The sequence below is a fragment of the Streptomyces laculatispora genome (genome assembly GCF_017353455.1).
Classification (GTDB): Bacteria; Actinomycetota; Actinomycetes; order Streptomycetales; family Streptomycetaceae; genus Streptomyces; species Streptomyces laculatispora.
The window spans coordinates 1-17,410 of the sequence record NZ_JAFMPZ010000160.1; the positions used below are offsets into that span (position 1 = coordinate 1).

A 17,410-nucleotide genomic window follows, 5' to 3' on the forward strand; every position below is an offset into this window, starting at 1 on the left:
CGGCCGGAGCCACCGCGTTCCGTCTTCTCCAGCGCACGCAGCACGGGCAGGCACAGGACGCTGCCGACCAGGGCCGGCACCACGAACAGCGGCGCCAGACGCAGACCACCGGAAGCGACGACAGCGGTGACCATGAGCGGTGCGGCGGCGAAGCCGACGTTGCCGCCGACGGAGAACCAGCCCATCGCGGAATGGCTGCCCTCGCTGACAAGCCGCGCTACGCGGGCGGACTCGGGATGGTAGGCGGCGACGCCGACACCGGACACCGCCACGAACGTCAGCGTCAAGGCGTAGGAACCGCTCAAGCAGCTCAGGGCGATACCCAGTCCGCCGAGGAGCGTGCTCACCGGCAGGAGCCAGGGCATCGCCCTGCGGTCGGTGAGCATGCCGAACACCGGTTGAGCCACCGAGGACAGCAGGGACGCGGCGAGCACGACACCCGAGACCGCGGCATAGCTGTAGGCGCGCTCGGCGACGAAGAACGGGACGAGCGACGCGACAGCGCCTTGGTAGATGTCCACGCAGGCGTGGCCGACCGACAGCATGATGATGGTCTTGTTCCTGGGCACATGGCCATGTTCATCGCCGAGCGACTTGACGCGCTTCCGATATGCTGCCAATCAATGACGGAAATCCGCCACGAGCCCGTGGCGCCGACCCGCACTCAGTGGCTGGCGCCCGGAGCCGCCATAGACGCCCACCGCCATGACGACCACCAGATCGTCTACGCGGGCCGGGGCGTGCTGGCCGTGACGACCAGCACGGGCACGTGGATCGCGCCGGGCACACGCGCCATCTGGGTACCGGCCGGCACCGTGCACGCCCACCAGGCCCACGGGGAACTCGAACTGCATCTGGTCGGCCTGCCCGCGAGTGACAATCCGCTCGGCCTGGACGAGCCGACCGTACTGACGGTCGGCCCCCTCCTTCGTGAACTGATCCTCGTCCCCACGCGCAACCCGTACGACGAATCCCCTGAACGCGGCAGGCTGCGGGCCGTGTTGCTCGACCAGTTGCGGGCCTCACCCCAGGAGCCCCTGCACCTGCCCACCCCGACCGCCCCTCGGCTGAGGGCGGTGTGCGAAATCCTGCGCACCAATCCGGCCGATGACCGCACCCTTGCGGACCTGGGCAGGGAGGTCGGCGCCAGCGACCGCACCCTCTCCCGCCTCTTCAAGTCCGATCTCGGTATGACGTTCCCGCAGTGGCGCACCCAACTGCGCCTGTACCACGCCCTGGTCCTGCTTGCCGAGAACACCCAGGTGACCACCGTGGCCCATCGGTGCGGCTGGTCGTCCGCCAGCGCGTTCATCGATGTCTTCCGCCGCACCTTCGGGCACACCCCAGGAACGCATCAGCCCCGCTGACGGCCGGCCCCGCGGATGCGAGTCCGGGGCGCCGGAGTGTTGAGCCGCGGCGCTGCACGGCAGCCTCGTCACACGGCCCGTGGCACTGTGGTGGCATGACCATTGAAGTTCGCCCGGCTTCGGTCTTCGGGGATGTCCGTACGCTGCTCGGCCCGAAGTCGCCCGAGTCCAACGTCTGCTGGTGCCTGAGCCACCGGATCCCCTCGAAGCTCAACAACGAGCTTCGAGGGACGGCCCGAGGTGAGTACGTCGCCGAGTTGTGCCGTGAGCAGCCCCCTCCGGGGGTACTGGCCCACGACGGCGGGGAACCGGTCGGCTGGGCCGCCGTGGCTCCGCGCTCGCACACCTCGTTCGCTCGCAGCCGTAGGATTCCGCACGTCGACGACCTGCCGGTCTGGTCCCTCTGGTGCGTCCGTGTTCGCCCCGGTCATCGCAAGAAGGGGATCTCGCACGCGCTGATCGCGGGTGCGGTGGAGTTCGCCCGCGCCCAGGGCGCACCGGCGATCGAGGCGTATCCCCTCGACAACGGTGACGCCAAGGTCGACCTGACGATGGCGTACGCCGGGATCCGGAAGAACTTCGAGCGCGCCGGGTTCACCCACGCCGCCGACACCACCTCGGTGCTCGCCGGTCATCCCCGGATCCTGATGCGGCTCGACCTGCGCTGACGGATCGGCTCCGGGCGCGGCAGCCTCGCCACCTGCCGGTGATCCCTGGGTGACCGCACTCGGGGGATGACGAGGGAGAGCAGCGCGGCCATGACGCAGACGGCTCCGAGGGTGATCCATACCGTGGCGTAGGTACCGAGGGGACGTGGGCGAGCACGCGGTCGTCGTGCCCGCGGCTCAGGAGGACTACGGCACCCGGACACGCGGCGGGCTGGACCCTCGGCTGAAGCGGGCGCTGGACCGCATCCCCCCGCACTGCCGGATCGCGTCCATCTGCACCGGCTCCTTCGACCTCGCCGCGGCGGGTCTGCTCGCCGGGCGGCGGGCCGCCACGCACTGGAAGTCCTGCGACCGGATACGTGAGCTGTATCCGGACGTCGGTCTGGACCCGGACGTGCTCTGAAGAGCAGCCGTGATCCGGTCCGCACAGTTCACGGCCGGTCCAGCGAGGGATAGTCGTTGTATCCCTCCGCCCCGTGCACGTGCATCAGGAACTCCGGGCGGATGTCGTTGAGTGGCGCGCCCGTACGCAGCCTCTCGACGAGATCGGGGTTGGCGAGAAAGCCCCGGCCCAGCGCGATCAGGTCGGCGCCCTCGGCCAGCAGGCGCTCACCCTTGCGCTTGCCACCGTCGGCCGCGACCTCCTCGCGGGAGAGCACCGGGTTGGCCATCAGCGTGCCGGGCCAGGCCTTGCGGATCTCCGCGAAGGGCGCGCTGTCCGGGTCGGCGTGGATCAGGTGCAGATAGGCCAGGTCGATGCGCGCGAGGGCGGGAAGAAGGGCCTGGTAGATGTCCTCGGTGTCGCCCTCCTCGATGCTGTTGACGCCCAGTCCGGGCGAGATCCGTACGCCGACCCTGTCCGGGCCGATGGCTTCGGCGACGGCTTGGACCACCTCGGTGGTGAACCGGATCCGCCCCTCCACCGGTCCGCCCCACCCGTCGGTCCGGCGGTTGGTGTTCTTCGCCAGGAACTGGTGCAGCAGATGGCCGTTGGCGGAGTGCACCTCCACACCGTCGAAGCCGGCCTCGACGGCGTTTCGGGCGGCGGTGGCGAAGTCGGCGATGGTGGACCTGATGTCCCGGACCGTCATCTCACGGGGCGCGACGGCGTTCTGCAGCCCGCTCGGGGTGTGCAGCGCCTCGGGGAACCGTACGACGGACGGGGCGAGCGGGATGTGGCCGCTGGTGTCGGGATGGCCGACCCGGCCGCCGTGCTGCAACTGGAGAAACATCCGGCTGCCGGAAGCGGCGCGCACCGCGTCGGTGACCCGACGCCAGCCGGAGATCTGCGTGGGCTCATGGATGCCGGGGATGTGGGGGTAGGTCCGGCCGACGGCGTTCGGCGTCGTGGCCTCGGCGATGATCAGACCGGCCGAGGCGCGCTGCGCGTAGTGGGTGGCCATCAGCTCGCCCGGGACCCCGTCGGCCCCGGCGCGGTTACGGGTCAGCGGCGCCATCACCAGTCGGCTGGACAGTTCCAGGTTGCCGAGGCGGGCGGTCTCGAAGAGCCGGGAAACGGCGGGGACCTGCTGTGTGTTCGTCATGCCGGTAACGTAGAACGTGACATTGATGTCAGGTTCAAGTCATGAGGTGAGGCATGCGCATCGGGGAACTGGCGTCACGCACAGGTGTCAGCGAGCGCTCACTGCGCTACTACGAGGAACAAGGCCTGCTGGCAGCGAATCGGACGCCCGGCGGTCACCGGGACTTTTCCGACGGCGCCGTCGATCGCGTCATCCGCATCCAGGAGCTCTACGCAGCCGGGCTGCACAGCTCGAGGATCGTGCGCATCCTGCCGTGCATGCGGGACGAGGACGGCGGCCCCTCGGTGCGCGCCACCCCGGAGCTGGTCGCCGAACTCACCGCCGAGCGGGACCGGATCGACCGGACGGTCGATGACCTGCTCCGCTCCCGTGAAGTCCTGGAGCAGGTCATCGACACCGCGGCGGACAGGATCGCCCCTGATCCTGCGGACTAGAGACGCCATGCGGAGCCGACTCCCGCGTCGCCGAGGTGGTGGACGCACTGCGCGCGGAGAGCGAGGAGTTCGCCGCCCTGTGGAACGCCCACGGGACCGGCGTGCGCCGTGAAGGGATCGCAGACGCATCCAGCACCCTGACTTCGGTGTCCTGGAACTCCAGTGCCACGTTCTCCACGCCGCCAACCAGGCACAGGCCCTCCTTCTCTGCACCGCCACCCCCGGCAGCAAGAGCCACGACAAGCTCCAGCTCCTGTCCGTCGTCGGTGGCCGGTCGTCCCAGCGGTGACCCGGCCGGGCCATCGGCCGGGCAAAGGGAGCGGTGAACGCGTCGGCGTTGTTGATCAGCACATGCGCCGCGGCCGGGCCAACTGGCCGGCAGGCCGTCCGAAGCCGCGACGGCCGACGGCAGAAACCAGCAGGGCCCGGAACCGTATGGTTCCGGGCCCTGCTTCGAAAGTAGCGGGGACAGGATTTGAACCTGCGACCTCTGGGTTATGAGCCCAGCGAGCTACCGAGCTGCTCCACCCCGCGTCGTTGTGATCACCACCGTACGCCATTTCGGCGGGTGCCCCGACCACCGCCCGGCCCGGCCTGCTGTCCCGCCGTGCTCGCCGTGGCGGACCGGTTCAGGAATTCCCAGGCGCTGGCCCCGGCTCACGCCCCATGAATGCCACCATCCGGTCGACGGCCGAAGCGTTCTCGGCCACGGGAACGATGGGGCCGATGGGCATGTGCTCGCCCCGGTACTGCGGTGGCAGCTTCGATGACATCACCGGTCTTGGACAGCACACCCGTCAGCAGAACCATGTTTCCCATGCTGCGAGCCCAGGAGCGTTCGTGCGGACCGTCTTGAACAACCACGACACCGGGCGGGTGGTTTTCGCCCCGGCGGCATACTCGCCCGCCGCGTACCCGTAGCAGTCGGTCACCGTTCGAGATGCAGGTACGCGGGAGCGCTGATTCGCTGGTGGCGTCGGCTCTCCCCCGAGATCCAGGAGTGATCATGAGCGTTGCGGATGAATCCGGAGGCCGCGCCGAGCGTATTCGCGCCAAGGCGCAGGAAATGCAGGAAGCGGCCGAGCGGGCCTCCGATCCACAGGAGCGGGAGCGGCTCAAGGACAAGGCGCGCCGCCTCCAGGAGCGGAGTGATCAGGTGAGCACCAAGGGTGACGGCGGCATGAATCCCCTCTGAGCGCGCCTCGTGAGATCCGGCGGCGGCCGTTCGAGGGGTGCGGTGGATACGGACGGGGGCGGCCGGCCGGATCGGCGGCCCGGCCGGCGTGCGACGGCCGGGCCCGTACGTCGCACGGAAACCGGGCCGCGACGCTACTGCGTGAACCGCGGGAGCCACTTCACCTGGTAGTCGGGGTGCCCCGCGTGCTCCGCGGCCATCTGCCGGACGACGAACCCCAGCCCGAAGGCACGCCCCGAGGCGAAGTCCCGGTCGGGTCGGTCGGTGTCCAGTTCGGCGACCTCCGCGTACTCGTCCAGGAGAACGCGGCTCGTCTCGATGCGCTGGATGGTTCGCGCGGGATCCTGCCGGGCGATGTGGTGGTTGTAGCCGTGCGTCCTCAGGCTGAACGCGATCGCGCCGGTCCGGTCGTGGATCTCGCCCGGCACCTCGGCCGGACACCGCCACCCCTCGCCCCCGGCCGCTCGTGCGATCTCTTCTTCCTCGTCGAGACGCGCCCGGACGAACGCGACCAGGTAGGAATTGTCTGTCATCAGGTTCTGGATCCTTCCCACTCGGCCCCGCACCTCAAGGGGCCGTGCTGGAGAGTATCCCGCCGCGTCCCCTGCCCCGTAGCAGCTCATCGCCCGGCCGTGTCCGCCGTTGCGTGCGGGACTGCTGAGCAGTTGTTCCCGGCCGGCCGGAGAGACAGCCGGAGGCCCCACCGTTCCAAGGGAACCGGTGGAGCCTCCGAGGCGCGCTCAGCGGTACGGCGACGGCTCGTCCTCGTACCGTGCCGGACTGATCAGTGGTCGGTCTCCGCCGGTTCCAGGACGAGGACCGGGATCTGCCGGTCCGTCTTCTTCTGGTAGTCGGCGTAGTCGGGAAACGCCTCGACAGCGCGTTCCCACCAGATCGCCTTCTCGTCCCCGGTCGCCTCCCGGACGTTCATGTCCTGGCGGACCGGCCCGTCCTGCAGTTCGGCGCGCGGGTCGGCGGTGAGGTTGTGGTACCAGACCGGGTGCTTCGGGGCTCCGCCCTGTGAGGCGACCACGGCGTATGCCCCGTTGTGCTCGACGCGCATGAGCGGCGTCTTGCGGATCTTCCCGCTCTTGGCTCCCCGGGTGGTCAGAATGATGACGGGCATGTCCCGCATCGTCGTCCCCTCCGTTCCGCCTGAACTCTCGTACTGCTCGACCTGGTCCCGCACCCACTGGGCGGGGCTCGGCTCGTACTCACCCTGGAGAGGCATGACTTCTGTCCCGTCGTCGACGATCCGGCCGTGACACTTCATCGGCCGCAGTTCCTCATCATGGCTTCAACCGCATCGGCCGCCCTGAAATCCACCCCGGCCGACGTGTCGCGCCGGGTGGTGTCAGCGGTGGTGTCAGCGTCCGAAGCCGTTGCGTCCGCGTGCGGCCGCCACCAGGCCGCCGCCCACGAACACCGTCAGTCCCGCGGCGCTCCCGATCACCGCGAGCACCAGCGTCCTGGTTCCCGTCGAGGCGAGCGGCCCGTCCGCGGTCGAGGGGTCACCGGCAGCGGCGAGGATGAGGCGGGTGACCGTCTCGGGGCGGGAGACCATGGCCATGTGCGAGGAGTTCACCTCGATGGTGTGCGCGTGGGCACGCCTGGCCTGAAAGCGTTCCAGATCGGGGGCGATGACCTTGTCCCGGCCGGCGACCAGCACCCAGGACGGAAGGGTTCGCCAGGCCGCTGCCGTGGCCTTCTCCTCGAATACCGAAGTGCTCACGGGGCGTTGGGAGGCTGCCATCACCGCGGCTGAGGCCGTGGGCCGGTCGGCGGCAGCGATGTCATGGAACTTGCTGTCCTGGATGTAGAGGTCGGTGCCCTGGCCGCCGTCCGCGTTTCGGACGGGCATGCGCCTGAGCGCCGTACCCAGCTCGCTGCCCGGGAACCGGGAGCCGAGCGGGCCGAGTGCCTCGCCCCTGTCCGGCATGAACGCGGATATGTAGACCAACGACCTGACCTGTGGGTTGCCTGCCGCCGCGCTGCTGATGACCGCACCACCGTAGGCGTGGCCGACCAGGACGATCGGGCCGGCGATCCGCCTGAGCACCTCGGCCGTACTGGCGGAGTCGACTGCCAGCCCGCGCAGTGGATTGGCCGGGGCGACGACGGTGTATCCGCGCCGCTGCAGACGCTCAGCCACGCCGTTCCAGCACGACGCGTCGGCGAACGCGCCGTGCACCAGCACCACCGTGGGCCTGACGCCTCCGTCCTCGCCCGGTGCGGTGGGGGACACCATCTCGGCCGCGGCCGGCGCCGCTGCCCCGCACACCGCCGCGGTGAGCGCGGCCGCGAGGGCGTATCCGCGACGTGAACGGCTTAGCGAGCGGAAGCCGCCGGGGCGGTTCGATATGAGCATGCTGATCCCGATTCTGCAGACGCGGTGACGGACTCAGCGTTGCCCTGCCCGGCCGAATCGGCGCGGCACGGACAGCAGGCGGGTGACGGGGCCGACCATCCGGGTACCGCTTGGCCGGTGCACCGGGCCAGTCCGTGTCGACGAAGCCTCTGACCCCGTCCGGCCCGCCGCGTCACGCGCCGCGGTGCGACGGGCCGGATCGCGATGCCACAGCGAGGACCCCCACCCTGTGCAGGGCGGGGGTCCTCTCTCCTGCCGCCCCGCCGGACGGCTGTGGCCGGCCACAGCCGTCCGGCGGGGCGGGGTGGTGCGTGCGGGGTCAGCTGACGTTGACGTCGATGCACGCGTAGAAGGCGTTGGACGTGTCGGCGATGTTCCAGACCGCGAGGACCTTCTGCCGGCCCTTGAGGTTGCCGAAGTTCACCTGGTGGGTGACGGTCGCACCGGGCTGGGCGCCGTTGTCGTTGAACTCGGCGATCTTCTGTCCGCTCGCGAAGTACTGCCACGTACTGGTTGAATGACGAGCCGTCAGTACCCACTGGAACGAGGTGCTGGCGCTCACCGGAGTGACCTTCCAGCCCTTGGAGTCGTCGTCGAGATCGGCGAACCGGCTGTTGCCGCCGCTGCAGCTGGTCAGCCCCTTGGGGCCTTCCACGCTCTGGGGCTCGTACCTCATGTCACCGCAGCTGACCGTTCCGGCGGCACACTGCGTCTGCCTGCTCGGGGGTGACGAGATGTAGCCGTGGGCGCCGGCCGAGCCCGCCGGAAGGTCAGGGCGAGTACCGGCGCGAGAACGGCACCGACGGCTACGGCGGTCTTCCTTTTCGCGTGCATGCTTCTCCTTCACATGAGGCATCGCTGCGCGCGGGCGGAGTGTGGGGAGCCCGACAGCGGCAGTCCAGCCTCTCGAGTGTGGGGCCAAGAGGCGCGAAGGGAACGGCAGGATCCATGACCGGACACACCCCGGGAAATACGGGTGTCCGACGCCGTCCCTGCACTTGGACTAGACCATACCTATCGAGGCGTAGCCGTCAAGGTTGCCGCATCGAAAGGGAGTTGAGGAGAAGGGTCGAGGAACGGAGCTGAGCCGGCTCGGTGGCCTCGCCTACCGGCCGGCGTCACCGTAGTGGACCGTGACCTCCTTGAAGCCGAGCGAGCCGAGCAGCCCCTGGAGCATGGCGGTGGTGTTCTTCTCGGCGCGCCGTGTCAGGCCGCTCTCCTTGGCCGCCTCGCCGATGTGCTGGGCCGCCAGCTTGTTCACCGCCTGCTCGCTGCCGGGATTGTCGGAGAAGAAATCCCCGATCCGGTCGAAAAGGCCGCGTTGCTTGGACACCGCGTAGGAGCGGTCTGGATCGAGCGCCGGTTTCCCGAGGACGGCGTGCGGCAGCCGGAGCTCGGCCGTGGTCCGGTCCTTGTTGACGACGACTCCGCCGTCCGTGACGTCACCCAGGTCGACGGAGGCACCTACCGTGCCCGCGCCGACGTACAGGGTGCGGGAGCCGCGGATCGCGTCCGGGAGGAACTTCGTGTCCTTCTCCAGATCGACGACGACCTGGAAGTTGCCTGCCGCCGCCTCGTATCGGCTCATGTCACGAATCGACTTGAGCACGGCGGGACCCGAACGGTCCTGGGTCTTCTCGCCGAAGATGTCGCCCAGCCCCGGCAGCAGGCTGAGCCGCGTGCCGAGGAGGAGCAGCGCGACGGCGACCGCGCAGAGCGCGGCCGCCCTCCCCCATCGGCGGGTGCGGCGGGGGCCCTTGTCGTGGCCGCCGCCCGCTGGTTCGCCGGGCTTGCCCGGTACGTCTGTCGGTAAGTCGGTGGAGGTCATACTCCCCGTGTGACCCGGCCGCCCGGATTCACTCCGCCGGCCGCCGCTGTTCCGCCCGATTCCGTACGTTGATACAGACGGCTCGATCGCGCCGGGCCGGTTCCGGGCCCGCCCTCATGCCCCAGTGACGCCGTCGAGCCGCTCTCGCACCAGGTCGGCGTGGCCGATGTGGCGGGCGTACTCGCTGATCATGTGGATGTGCACCATCCGCAGGGAGTAGACCTCGCCGTCATGGGTGAAGGTCTCGTCGAACGAGGCACCGGCGACGACCTCGTCCGCCAGCCGGCACTCCTCCACCAGGCGGGCGTAGTCCTCGGCGGCGGCAGCCGGATCGAGGTCCTCGAAGTCCGCGTCCTTGCCCTTCTTCGGGTCGTACATCGGCTCCATCACCTGCCCGGCGAAGCGCTGCCTGAACCAGGTGCGTTCGACCTTGGCCATATGGCGTACGAGTCCGAGGAGCGAGAGGTTCGACGGTCCGCTCGGCGAGTTGCTCGCCGGTCAGACCGGCGCACTTGTGCAGGAGGGTGCCGCGGAACCATCCGAGATATCCGGTGAGCATCTCGCGCTCACCCGCGACGAGTGATCAGCCGGTACGCGTTGCTTCAGGTGCTGTCCATGTCATCGCGCGATCATGCCTGTTGACGGGTGCGCCACGCGAGCCCTTTGTGTCTGCATCCACATGTCGGTGTCGTCGGACGACGACCTGGTGACGGATGCCGTGACGGCACTCGCGAGCCCGAGCACCAGGAAGAGCACCAGCAGCGCCTTGCCCGCGCTGCTCATGACCAGGGGCCGGGTGGCGGAGCGCCCCTGCCGCTCCGGTACGGAGAGCGCGTCCTCGCCGAAGAAACCCTTGGGGTAGGCGGGAGTGAGCATCGATACGTAGGCGAACACGCGCATCTCGTAGCGCAGCGTGGCCGCCGTGGCCTCGAAGAGGGGGCGGGGCATACGTCCGAGGATCAGCGTGATCAGCCACCACAGGATCGCCAGGACGTACCAGCCGGATGTGACGAGGCTCTGCACGATGGCGGCGGGAATCACCAGGATCAGCCGGAAGAAGACGGCCAGCCGGTTCAGCCTGGTCGGGCGGACGTCGATCTGGACCGGATAGTCGGGCGGCGGGTTCAGCGCGAAGGGCGGATAGCGGTCGATGAGCAGCATGCCGCTCGCTGCGACCCTCGTGCGGTAGCCGAGCACACCGGCAAGGAAGCGGAAGACGGGCTCCGGCAGCCGGCCCAGGGCAAGGGCGGCGAACCAGCCGAACACGGCGGTGAAGAATGCCGCGATCTCCAGGACGAGCAGCACGAAGAAATGCGGAATCAGCAGGAGCAGACGGAAGAAGACGGTGAGCCGACGCTGACGTGCGGGCTCGACGAGGTCCAGCACGGGCAGGAATTCGTCCGCGTCCCCCGCTCTTCGCCCCGGGCTCCACTGGGCGTCGGCCATGGCGCTCCTCTTCGGCAGGTGATCCGTACGCCCTCTGCGCACTCGGCGTCCCCTCACGCTCGGGCCGGGGAAGGCGGCCCGCAAACGGCCGCGGGCCGATCGGGTGCCCGCCGGTCCGGGCCCGGCGGCCCCTTCGGACAGGGGGAACAGCGCACAGCCGTCCGGAGGACCTGGTCGATGCCGTACGGGCGACCGGCGCCAGGAACCTGCTCCCGACCGGCGGTCTCGCGTACTCCAACGACCTCGGCCAGTGGCTCGGCCACCGGCCGGACGACCCGGCAATCAATCACGCCGCCGCATGGCACGTCTGCCAGTTCAACACCTGCGCGAACGAGGACTGCTGGAACTCCATGCGCGCGCCGGTCGCCGCCGGCATGCTGATCGACACCTCACGCATCGGCTGGCGCGGTGCGGACCGGCCGTCAGGTCCGGGTGCGCACACCAGTGTCGACACCTACGTGGACGGCGGCCACTACGACCGGCGTATCCCCCCTGGCAAACTGGTCCAACCAGTAGGGCGCGGGTCTCGGCGAACGCCCGCGATGCCGCCCCCGAGACCGGGATCGACGCGTACGTGTGGATGAAGCCCCCGGACGAGTCCGACTGCTCCGGCAAGGAGATCCCGAACGACTACGGCAAGGGCTTCGACCGGATGTGCGACCCGACGGTGAAGAACGTCCACCCGGCGCGCTGCCCCGCCGCCCTGTCTCTCCCCGGCCGTCCGGGCACGGCCGGGGAGAGGCTCCGGGGAACGACCGGGACCGGCCCGGGCCCGGTCAGCGGCTGCGGAACCGGTCCAGCAGCGCACGGCCCGGACCGTTGCGGCCCCGGTCGTCGCGCGCGGTCCTGCCGCCTCCGGCCGAGGACTTGGCTTTCGCCGCGGCCTCGGGCTTCGCGCCGGCCTTTGGCTTCGGCTTCGGCTTCGTATCGGTGGTGGCCTTGGGCTTGGGCTTCGTAGAGGCCTTCGGCTTGGACGTCGTATCGGCCTTCGACTTCGGCTTGGGCCGGGGCTTCGCGTCCGCCCCGGCCTTCGTCGCCGGCTCCGTCCGTGCTGTGGTCTTCGCCCATGTCCCCTGCCACGGCCGCCGGCGTGACGCCGTCCCGCGCCCGTCGCGTCCGGCCGCGCCGGACCCGGCCGGTTTCGGCGCACGGGCGCGCTCAGGAGCCGGTTCCGGTTCCGGTCCGTCCGCGAGCACGTGGTAGCGGTGGCTCAGGCGACGCCCCAGGAGCAGATAGCCAAGGAGCGCACCGGTCGTGTTGAGAATGACGTCGTCGACGTCGAAGGCCCGGCCCGCGACGAGTGCTCCCTGCACGAGTTCCACAATCGCGATGACCATGACGGTCAGCAGGACCATGCGGACCATCCGAAGGCGGCGCGGCACGAGGATGGGCAGAAGTACGCCGAACGGCATCCCCAGCACCAGGTTTCCGCCCGCCTGTTTGCAGGCGGCGAGGAAGGTGTAGTCCTCGGCGTACTGCCGCAGCGAGCGGCCGGGCCGCAGGTTCGACTTCACCAGTTCCTCCGAGGCCGGCGACGGCGTGAGCGTCACCTTCGCCAGCACAACCGAGAAACCGACCATGGCCAGGAAGGCCAGTACCAGGAAGGTCACCTGCAGGAGAACGCTTCCCCACGTTCTGCGCCGCGTTCCGCTCTGCGCACCACTCTCAGCCTCTGCGTTCATGGGCGACGAGTGCCCCCGTCCGGTCGGACCACACCTGGCCGGTTGAGTCTGCGCGGAGTCTGCGCGGATTTGTCGCTCCTTTCGACGCCGTGAAGCTGAACCCGTACGACGAAGCAGCCGGGGCCCGCGGTCAGACCCGGTCCGCAAGCACCTCCCGGGCCGCGCGTGCCCCGGACGCGAGCGCTCCCTGTACCGATCCGGTCGCACGGTGGTCCCCGCACACGTACCGGCCCGGGCCGACCCGTGAGGTGCGGGACAACGGCCACGGGGGCGGCATGGCGGGCAGAGCTCCCGGCACCGAGTACGTGGCGAGCAGGTCCCAGGCGGCGGTGTCGGTGGCGTGGACCTCCGCCAGATCCCGGCGGATCCGCGTTTCCCTGCCCGGGCTGTCGGGGCCGAGCACCGACGTCGAAACCAGGGCGTACCCGGTCGATGCACAGGCCGGAACGACCTCGCTGAGTACCACTGTGTTCAGGAAGCGCCGCCTGCTGTCGACGAGCAGGGTCGGTTCCCGCAGCGGGGGTGAACCGGCCACGTGGTAGTACGTCGTGACGGTGCGGGTCCCCGGAACCGTCAGGCCGGGCAGCAGCTGCGCGGCCCTTTCGGGGCCCGTCGCCACCACCACCGCGGGCGCGGGACGCTCCGATCCGTCCTCGCCGAGCACACCGTCGTCGGTCAGGCTGTGCACGGGGGTGTCCACGAACAGCGATCGTGGCGGCAGCCCTGCGGCCAGCGCTGCCGGAACGGCTCCGATCCCGGCCGCGGGCAGGCAGAGGCTGCCGCGCAGCATGCTGCGCCAGACGAGATGGAAGACGCGGGAGGAGGTCTCCAGTTCGTCCTCCAGGAAGACACCCGACAGGAACGGCTGGAAGAGGGTCCGGACGAGCTCGTCGGAGATACCCGCGTCGGCCAGTTCGGTGAGGGTCGTACGGTCGGGGCGCCGTCTGATTCCGCTCACCGGGCCGAACATGTCGCGGGCCGAGAGCACCGCGAGCGCCATCAGATCGCGGCCGGAGGCCAGTCGTCCGGGGAACAGATCACGGGCGGCACCCGGGCGGCGGGTCGGGTCGCTGAACCGCACTCTGCCGGTGCCACCGGCCCCGGTCTGCACGAGCACGCCCGGCGTGAAGGGGTGCAGACGCAGGTCTCGGAGTGCCAGGCGCTTCTTGACCTGCGGGTAGGACGTGTTGAACACCTGGAAGCCGCGATCGAGGAGGAAGCCGTCCCGCCGGTCGGTACGCATCCGGCCGCCCACCTCGTCCGACGCCTCCAGGAGGTGGACCGAAAGGCCGGCGGCGGCCAGATCGGTCGCACAGGCCAGGCCCGCCGCTCCCGCGCCGATCACGATGGCATCGGGCCGGGGTCCCGCAGGGTTCGCCATGGAATTCGCCTTTCGCACGGGCTGGTGGCCGTGGCTGGGACCCGGCCGGGAAACGGACCGTACGCCCGGGGCGGTCCGGCCTCACCGCGCATGTTCCCAGCTCAAGCCGGTCCGGCGCGGCATCCGGCGAGCGCGCGTCTCATGGTTCGCAGAATCCGGTGAGCAGCCTGATCGCCTCACCGAGTCCCCGGGGGTGGTGGGTGCCGGACAGCGGGGCGCCCGCCCAGCCGGGGCCCGCGATCAGCACGGCCGGGCGGGTCCGGGCGCCCCGTACGCCCCATTCGATCGATGCCACGTGGTGCGCCAGCGGGCGCGCCGCCGTGTTCCGCGACTGGGACCACAGCACCACGGCCGACGGGCCGATCCGGCGCACGGCCTCACTCAGTGCCTCGCCCGGCACCGACGCGCCGAACATCCTGACGCCCAGGCCCCGTTCGGCGAGACCTGCGGCGAGCGCCTCCAGGGGAAGGGTGTGCGTCTCGCCCGGTGTGCAGGCCAGCAGGGCGAGCCCGGCACCGTCGGTGGCGACAGGCTGTGCGGCCACCCGCCGCAAGGCGCTGGAGACGTGCCAGGACAGCAGGTGCTCGACCTCGACGTAGCGCTCACCCGACGTCTGCCACTTGCGTCCCACCGCGTGCAGCGTCGGCATGATCACCTGGTCCCAGGCGGCCAGGAGTCCGTACCGGCCGATCACGGCGGTCAGGCGGTCGTCGATGGTCCATGCGTCCAGCCGGAGTGCCGCGCTCGTCAGTCCTCGGCGTTCCTGGCGTGCGACGTCCGCGGCGATCCCGTCCGGCTTCGTGCCGGAGGACGCCGGGAGCACATGGGGTGTGACAGCTGGGGCCTCAGGGTCGGGAGTTCCGTTCAGCGCCGTGCGGGCGGCCTCAGCCGGGGGCACGCCGGAACTCGTCAGCTCACACATGTGTTCCAGTACGGCAATGTCCTCGGGCGTCCACCGCCGGTGCCTGCCACCGTGCCTGCGAGCGGGGCCGATGCCGTAGCGCCGGTCCCAGGTCCGGAGTGTCGTCGGCGCGACGCCGAGCCGGCGTGCCACTGTGCCGGTGGTCAGGCCGTGGCCGGTGGTGCCCACCCGAGCGCGTTCCGTGGAGGACGGCATGCGTTTGATCATACGACGCAGAATCGATGCAGGTTGTCCCGGCGAGTCCCCTGTTGGAACGCTCCTGGTCGGGGGCGTCCGTCGGAGAGGCCCCGGAGAGCACACCGGACGACTCCGGCCGGCCGCAGCGGGAGACCCCGCTCCTGGGCCGGGCCGCCCGGAGGAAGGACAGCCATGACCGCGCTCGCACCGCAGGACACTCTGCCCGGCGGGCCGGGCCCGCGACCGTGCGTCGCGACGGACCTCGCCGACGAGGAGCTGGCCGCCGGTCTGCTGCGCGGCAGCGAGGACTGTTTCGCCGCCGCCTACCGGAGGTGGGGCACCCTCGTGCACTCCCTGGCGGCCCGGTCCCTGGGCGACAGCCGGGAGGCCGAGGACGTCACCCAGCAGGTCTTCATGGCCGCCTGGCGCGGCAGGCTCGGCTACCGCCCCGAGCGCGGCCCGCTGCCCGGCTGGCTGGTCGGTATCACCCGTCGCAAGATCGCCGACGCGCTCGCCGCCCGCACCCGCCGCGGCGAACTGGCCGCTGCGACGGCGGCGCGGCTGCAGCTCGACGAGACCGGCGCGGCCGGACGTCCGGAGTCGGCCCTGGACCGGGTCCTGGTCGGTACGGAGCTGGGGAAGCTGCCCCAGGTACAGCGCCGCATCCTGCGCATGGCCTATTACGACGGTCTCCCCCAGACCCGCATCGCCGAGCTGACAGGGCTCCCGCTCGGCACGGTCAAGAGCCATGTGCGCCGCGCGCTGCGCCGGATCCGGCGTTCGATGTCCGGCGGCGACGCGGAGCGGTGACCGGAACGGAGCGGCACCCGGCACCCGGCACGGAGAAGTGGCCGGCTGCGAGCGATGACCGGTGCCGTGCCGTGACCGATGCACAATCGACGCATCGTGCTCCGAAGATGCGCGGATGGGAGCATGGGCACCGCGTCCACAGCGTCACCGCCTCTGCCGTCTCCGGGGTGAACCGGTGTCCCGTCACCGCATCCGGGCGCCTCAAGGAGCGCGACGCGCGACAACGAGGCACGGTGAACCGAGCAGCACCCCAGCCGATGCGGAGATCCCATGAGGAGCAACAGCACGGAGAAGCCCTTGCACTGCCTGGTGACCGGGGCCACCGGATACATCGGGGGCCGGCTGGTGCCCGAACTCCTGGAGGCCGGGCACCGGGTCCGCTGCATGGCGCGCAGCCCGGAGAAGCTGCGGGACTACCCATGGGCCGGGGATGTCGAGGTCGTCCGGGGTGATGTCACCGATGCGGCCACGGTCGCGTCGGCCATGGCGGACATCGACGTGGCCTACTACCTGGTGCACGCGCTGACGACCGGCGCGGACTTCGAGGAAACGGACCGGAGGTCGGCCACGGTCTTCGCCGAGTCGGCCCGCGCGCGCGGCGTCGGCCGGATCGTCTACCTCGGCGGCCTCACGCCACCAGGCGTACCCGAGCGGCAACTCTCGCCGCATCTGCGCTCACGAGCCGAGGTCGGCAGGATCCTGCTGGATTCCGGGGTCCCGACCACCGCCCTGCGGGCAGCGGTCATCATCGGATCCGGGTCGGCCTCCTTCGAGATGCTGCGCTATCTCACGGAGCGGCTGCCGGTCATGGTGACGCCGAGCTGGGTGTCCACCCGGATCCAGCCGATCGCGGTCCGGGACGTGCTGCGCTACCTGGTCGGCAGCGCCCGGATGCCCCGGGAGGCGAGCCGAGTCTTCGACATCGGAGGGCCGGACATCATCACGTACCGCGAGATGATGCAGCGGTACGCGGAGATCGCGGCCCTCCCGCACCGGCTGATCCTGCCCGTCCCTATGCTGACGCCACGGCTGTCCAGCCACTGGATCGGGCTGGTCACGCCCGTTCCCCGGTCGATCGCGCGGCCGCTCGCCGAGTCACTGCGGTACGAGGTCGTGTGCCAGGAACACGACATCACGCAGTACGTGCCCGACGGACCGGGGCAGCCCTTCACGTTCGAGAGGGCGCTGCGGCTGGCCCTCCAGCGGGTGCGCGAGGCCCAGGTCTCCACCCGGTGGTCCTCGGCGTCGGTGCCCGGGGTACCGAGCGACCCGCTGCCCACCGACCCCGACTGGGCCGGCGGCAGTCTGTACTCGGATGTGCGGGAACTCGATGTGGACGCGTCGCCGGAGGCCCTCTGGAAGGTCATCGAGGGAATCGGCGGCGATCACGGCTGGTATTCGTTCCCGCTGGCCTGGGCCGTGCGCGGCTGGCTCGACCGGCTGGTGGGAGGGGTGGGCCTGCGCCGCGGGCGGCGGGACACCGACCGGCTCCGGGTGGGTGACTCCCTGGACTTCTGGGGGGTCGAGGAGATCGAGCGCGGTCGGCTGCTGCGGCTGCGCGCGGAGATGCGGCTGACCGGCCTGGCGT

At 70.5% G+C, this 17,410-nt stretch carries 18 protein-coding genes, 1 tRNA gene and 3 pseudogenes; 9 read left to right on the forward strand and 13 right to left on the reverse strand.

What is annotated here, in order from left to right:
* The coding region (locus J1C73_RS09410; protein ID WP_207315929.1) for an MFS transporter at positions 1–569 on the reverse strand (569 nt) is incomplete at its 3' end.
* Positions 570–623: 54 nt separating this feature from the next.
* Between J1C73_RS09410 and J1C73_RS09415 the strand changes: the two genes are divergently transcribed.
* The 3 genes from J1C73_RS09415 to J1C73_RS09425 all read left to right on the forward strand — a co-directional run bounded on the left by J1C73_RS09415 (position 624) and on the right by J1C73_RS09425 (position 2,438).
* Positions 624–1,367 (forward strand): helix-turn-helix transcriptional regulator, encoded by a 744-nt coding sequence (locus tag J1C73_RS09415; protein ID WP_207315930.1) that lies wholly within the window; start codon positions 624–626, stop codon positions 1,365–1,367.
* 95 nt (positions 1,368–1,462) lie between these two features.
* Positions 1,463–2,035, forward strand: a complete 573-nt coding sequence (locus J1C73_RS09420; RefSeq protein ID WP_207315931.1) for a GNAT family N-acetyltransferase — start codon at positions 1,463–1,465, stop codon at positions 2,033–2,035.
* 145 nt (positions 2,036–2,180) lie between these two features.
* Positions 2,181–2,438 carry a type 1 glutamine amidotransferase family protein gene (locus tag J1C73_RS09425; RefSeq protein WP_207315932.1) on the forward strand — a complete coding sequence of 86 codons (258 nt, stop codon included), beginning with the start codon at positions 2,181–2,183 and terminating at the stop codon, positions 2,436–2,438.
* A gap of 28 nt (positions 2,439–2,466) precedes the next feature.
* On the opposite strand, the gene J1C73_RS09430 is transcribed toward J1C73_RS09425, so the two are convergent.
* On the reverse strand, positions 2,467–3,579 hold the full coding sequence (locus tag J1C73_RS09430) for an alkene reductase (protein WP_207315933.1): 1,113 nt from the start codon (positions 3,577–3,579) through the stop codon (positions 2,467–2,469).
* A gap of 53 nt (positions 3,580–3,632) precedes the next feature.
* Between J1C73_RS09430 and J1C73_RS09435 the strand changes: the two genes are divergently transcribed.
* The gene (locus J1C73_RS09435) at positions 3,633–4,013 is read left to right on the forward strand and encodes a MerR family transcriptional regulator (RefSeq protein WP_207315934.1); all 381 of its coding nucleotides are present in this window, start codon (positions 3,633–3,635) and stop codon (positions 4,011–4,013) included.
* Positions 4,014–4,164: 151 nt separating this feature from the next.
* Entirely contained in the window at positions 4,165–4,302 is a 138-nt protein-coding gene (locus J1C73_RS35440; RefSeq protein ID WP_278186531.1) for a hypothetical protein, read from the forward strand.
* Between the two features lie 171 nt (positions 4,303–4,473).
* Here J1C73_RS35440 and J1C73_RS09445 read toward each other — a convergent pair.
* A tRNA-Met gene (locus J1C73_RS09445) sits at positions 4,474–4,547 on the reverse strand.
* A 472-nt stretch (positions 4,548–5,019) separates the two neighbouring features.
* On the opposite strand from J1C73_RS09445, the gene J1C73_RS09450 reads away from it, so the two are divergent.
* On the forward strand, positions 5,020–5,208 hold the full coding sequence (locus J1C73_RS09450; RefSeq protein WP_073738889.1) for a DUF6381 family protein: 189 nt from the start codon (positions 5,020–5,022) through the stop codon (positions 5,206–5,208).
* Between the two features lie 134 nt (positions 5,209–5,342).
* Here J1C73_RS09450 and J1C73_RS09455 read toward each other — a convergent pair whose 3' ends face one another.
* The 7 genes and pseudogenes from J1C73_RS09455 to J1C73_RS09485 all read right to left on the reverse strand — a co-directional run bounded on the left by J1C73_RS09455 (position 5,343) and on the right by J1C73_RS09485 (position 10,850).
* Complete coding sequence (locus tag J1C73_RS09455; RefSeq protein ID WP_207315935.1) at positions 5,343–5,741, reverse strand: DUF6221 family protein; 399 nt, start codon at positions 5,739–5,741, stop codon at positions 5,343–5,345.
* Positions 5,742–5,992: 251 nt separating this feature from the next.
* A complete protein-coding gene (locus J1C73_RS09460; RefSeq protein ID WP_207315943.1) occupies positions 5,993–6,439 on the reverse strand; it encodes a nitroreductase family deazaflavin-dependent oxidoreductase in 447 nt (148 codons plus the stop codon).
* 135 nt (positions 6,440–6,574) lie between these two features.
* Complete coding sequence (locus J1C73_RS09465) at positions 6,575–7,576, reverse strand: alpha/beta fold hydrolase (protein WP_307797640.1); 1,002 nt, start codon at positions 7,574–7,576, stop codon at positions 6,575–6,577.
* A gap of 319 nt (positions 7,577–7,895) precedes the next feature.
* Positions 7,896–8,410 (reverse strand): annotated as a pseudogene (locus tag J1C73_RS09470) (lytic polysaccharide monooxygenase auxiliary activity family 9 protein).
* 271 nt (positions 8,411–8,681) lie between these two features.
* Positions 8,682–9,404, reverse strand: a complete 723-nt coding sequence (locus J1C73_RS09475; protein ID WP_207315936.1) for a DUF4230 domain-containing protein — start codon at positions 9,402–9,404, stop codon at positions 8,682–8,684.
* A gap of 114 nt (positions 9,405–9,518) precedes the next feature.
* Positions 9,519–9,963, reverse strand: a pseudogene (locus J1C73_RS09480) (DinB family protein).
* A 59-nt stretch (positions 9,964–10,022) separates the two neighbouring features.
* Positions 10,023–10,850 carry a DUF4389 domain-containing protein gene (locus J1C73_RS09485; RefSeq protein ID WP_207315937.1) on the reverse strand — a complete coding sequence of 276 codons (828 nt, stop codon included), beginning with the start codon at positions 10,848–10,850 and terminating at the stop codon, positions 10,023–10,025.
* Between the two features lie 371 nt (positions 10,851–11,221).
* Here J1C73_RS09485 and J1C73_RS09490 point away from each other — a divergent pair.
* A pseudogene (locus J1C73_RS09490) lies at positions 11,222–11,517 on the forward strand (glycoside hydrolase family 6 protein); the annotation flags it as partial.
* Positions 11,518–11,626: 109 nt separating this feature from the next.
* On the opposite strand, the gene J1C73_RS09495 reads toward J1C73_RS09490, so the two are convergent.
* The 3 genes from J1C73_RS09495 to J1C73_RS09505 all read right to left on the reverse strand — a co-directional run bounded on the left by J1C73_RS09495 (position 11,627) and on the right by J1C73_RS09505 (position 15,030).
* A complete protein-coding gene (locus J1C73_RS09495) occupies positions 11,627–12,460 on the reverse strand; it encodes a VanZ family protein (protein ID WP_372446668.1) in 834 nt (277 codons plus the stop codon).
* A 202-nt stretch (positions 12,461–12,662) separates the two neighbouring features.
* Entirely contained in the window at positions 12,663–13,913 is a 1,251-nt protein-coding gene (locus J1C73_RS09500) for an NAD(P)/FAD-dependent oxidoreductase (RefSeq protein WP_207315939.1), read from the reverse strand.
* Between the two features lie 139 nt (positions 13,914–14,052).
* Entirely contained in the window at positions 14,053–15,030 is a 978-nt protein-coding gene (locus tag J1C73_RS09505) for a MerR family transcriptional regulator (RefSeq protein ID WP_207315940.1), read from the reverse strand.
* Positions 15,031–15,204: 174 nt separating this feature from the next.
* Between J1C73_RS09505 and J1C73_RS09510 the strand changes: the two genes are divergently transcribed.
* Together J1C73_RS09510 and J1C73_RS09515 are read left to right on the forward strand one after the other, a co-directional pair.
* Positions 15,205–15,822 carry an RNA polymerase sigma factor gene (locus J1C73_RS09510; RefSeq protein WP_207315941.1) on the forward strand — a complete coding sequence of 206 codons (618 nt, stop codon included), beginning with the start codon at positions 15,205–15,207 and terminating at the stop codon, positions 15,820–15,822.
* Between the two features lie 270 nt (positions 15,823–16,092).
* Positions 16,093–17,410, forward strand: a 1,318-nt coding sequence (locus J1C73_RS09515) for an SDR family oxidoreductase (protein ID WP_207315942.1), incomplete at its 3' end; no start/stop codon positions are given.